Origin of the sequence: Barnesiella sp. CU968 (assembly GCF_905219685.1) — a bacterium.
Taxonomy (GTDB): domain Bacteria; phylum Bacteroidota; class Bacteroidia; order Bacteroidales; family Muribaculaceae; genus Lepagella; species Lepagella muris_A.
The window spans coordinates 1-2,932 of the sequence record NZ_CAJMXD010000366.1; the positions used below are offsets into that span (position 1 = coordinate 1).

The following is a 2,932-nucleotide window of genomic DNA, read 5'->3' on the forward strand; positions in this document are numbered from 1 at the left end:
CGTAGCCTTGGGCATCTTTCTCCTTTCGGTTCAGTCACATAGCCCGCTATGCTCCTTCACCTCAAGAAGAAACCTGCTCCAAGCCTACGACCCCAAATTAACTTTTATTTTTAAACAAGCTCTTAAGAAACAGATTGTGGTAAAAGTACTAATCCTGCGGAGCCGGAGCGTAACCGTCTTCTATCGCGATATAATGCTGGTAGGGGTGGTCACAGCCGGGACATTTGGCAGGAGGTTCTTTGCCGACTACTGTATATCCACAGACAAGACATTTCCAAGTTACGGGAGTGTCGCGTTTCCATAAAGTATTGTTCTCTACCATTTCAAGCATCTTCTGAAAACGGTCGTGATGGACTTTCTCGGCACTTGCAATTGCTTTGAAGTGTTTGGCAATATCATCAAATCCTTCCTCTTTTGCAGTTTTTGCACATGCGTAATAAAACTCATATCCGTCAACGCTTTCTTCCTTTATTGAAGTGCGTAGATTAGCAGCTGTATCCCCAAGGAATCCGGCATCTACGCCCGGATCCGCCTTGACTTCAGTGTCTTCGAGCATCTTCAGGAAAACTTTTGCATGATGAAGTTCATTGTCAGCGGTTTCTCTGAATATGACACCTATGGGGAAGTATTGCTCTTTGTCTGCGATACTGGCATAGAAAGTATAACGCGCGAAAGCCTGAGTTTCCGCAAGAAAAGAGTTGACCACATTCTGTTCGGTCTTTGTGCCCTTGATGCTTTTCTTTGTGCCCATAATATTAAATAGCTTATAAAGGTTTTATAATCAATAATGCCGTACAGATGCACGACTTTTAATTATGTAACGCACACAGCCGGCAATGGTTCATTCCCTGCGCCAAAGATTTATGCCGCCTTTTTTTATTGATTGGGCGACATCTATTATCCTCTGATTTGACGATCCTCTGAATGCCAGGTCGGGATCTCTTTGCGAGAGAACAAAAGGGGAGTCTACAATAACATCTATGTGAGATACGGCATCATAAAGGGCATGGCTATTTAAAATCTCTTCCCATGTGAAACCTGTATAAAGCCATATGTTATGTCCCAGAGAATGGATGCGGTCAGCAAGACAGATCACAAAATCAGGATTGTACAGCGGGTCTCCACCCGTCAGTGTCACATCATAATCTTCTTCTTCTATAACCTCCAGTATTTCATCGATACCCATTGTTTTGCCCGCATTGAAATCCCAAGACTGAAGATTGTGACAGCCCGGACAACGGTGACGGCATCCTGCGAAATATATAGAAGTGCGGAATCCGGGACCGTCCACAGTGGTGCCCCGGATTATCCTGAGAATATTTACATTATCATTCATGCACTATGCGGTCATGTAGTTCGGCGAGTTTTCCCGAATTCCATCGGTCGGTGGTGCCGACCAGGTATCCGGTGATTCGCTGTATTGTCTCGAATTTAGTTCCGCATTTAGGGCATGTGTCTGTATTCTGGTCAGCATTCTCATAGCCGCATCGAGGGCAGTGGTTGCGGTTGTGGTTTACTGAGCCGTATCCCATATTGTATTGATCAAGAAGATCAACAATCTGCATTATGGACTCCTCATTATGCGTGGCATCACCGTCTATTTCCACATAAAAAATATGTCCGCCCCCAGTAAGTTCATGGTAGGGAGCCTCGATTTTGGCTTTATGGCGCGGCGAACAGTGATAGTATACCGGCACATGGTTGGAATTGGTGTAATACTCTTTGTCGGTTACCCCTGGTATTATGCCGAATGTCTTGCGGTCTTTCTTGGTGAATTTACCCGAGAGTCCCTCTGCCGGAGTGGCGAGTACAGAAAAATTGTGACCATATTTCTCACAATACTCATTGACTCTGCTCCTCATGTGTTTTATTATTTTTAAGCCGAGAGCCTGTGCCTCATCTGATTCTCCATGGTGTTTTCCTATGAGGGCGATAAGGCATTCAGCAAGACCGATAAAACCTATGCCGAGCGTGCCCTGATTGATTACCGGTTCGATAGTGTCGTTGGGACCGAGTTTGTCAGCCCCATTCCAAAGCGCACTCATGACAAGCGGGAATTGCTTGGCAAGAGCTGTTTTTTGGAAATTGAAACGTTCGTCAAGCTGCTGAGCGGTGATGTCAAGGACTTCATCAAGCTTTTCGAAGAAACGTTCGATTCTTTCCTCTTTTTCACGGATGCCCATAAGCTCAATTGCTATGCGCACGATATTGATTGTAGAAAACGAAATGTTGCCTCTGCCTATTGATGTTTTTTCTCCATATCGGTTTTCAAATACTCTCGTGCGGCATCCCATGGTTGCTACCTCATATTTATATCTTTCCGGGTCGTCTGCACGCCATTTTTCGTGTTGGTTGAATGAGGCATCTAGGTTTACGAAGTTGGGAAAAAATCTTCTTGCCGTAACCTTGCATGCAAGTTTGTAAAGATCATAATTGGGATCTTCTGGCAGGTAACTGACACCGCGTTTCTTTTTCCAAATCTGTATGGGGAAGATTGCAGTAGCACCGTTCCCGACTCCTTCATATGTGGAATTCAATATCTCGCGTATGACGCATCTTCCCTCAGCAGAAGTGTCGGTTCCATAATTGATGGATGAAAATACAACCTGATTACCACCACGCGAATGGATTGTATTCATATTGTGTATAAAAGCCTCCATAGCCTGATGTACTCTTTCCACAGTCTTGTTGACCGCATGCTGGAGAAGTCTGTCTTCGCCTGTCAGATTTTCAAGATCTTTTCTTAGGAAATCCTTTATCTCCTTATTATATAGATGATGAAGATCTTGTCCGCTGAAATGTTCGAGATTCTTGATTTCCTCAATGAATGAACTCCTTACGAATGGAGCCAGATAGAAATCAAAGGCAGGTATCGCCTGACCGCCGTGCATTTCGTTCTGTGCGGTTTCCAAAGAAATACAACCTATTATGC

At 44.4% G+C, this 2,932-nt stretch carries 3 protein-coding genes; all 3 read right to left on the bottom strand.

Annotated features, from left to right (window positions below):
- Positions 1-148 precede the first annotated feature (148 nt).
- Positions 149-751 (bottom strand): rubrerythrin, encoded by a 603-nt coding sequence (gene rbr / locus JX312_RS11545; protein WP_123404667.1) that lies wholly within the window; start codon positions 749-751, stop codon positions 149-151.
- Positions 752-841: 90 nt separating this feature from the next.
- The gene (gene nrdG, locus JX312_RS11550) at positions 842-1,336 is read right to left on the bottom strand and encodes an anaerobic ribonucleoside-triphosphate reductase activating protein (RefSeq protein WP_204458089.1); all 495 of its coding nucleotides are present in this window, start codon (positions 1,334-1,336) and stop codon (positions 842-844) included.
- Positions 1,329-2,932: anaerobic ribonucleoside triphosphate reductase (locus JX312_RS11555; protein WP_204458090.1), on the bottom strand; the 1,604-nt coding region annotated here is incomplete at its 5' end. The genes nrdG and JX312_RS11555, both read right to left, overlap by 8 nt.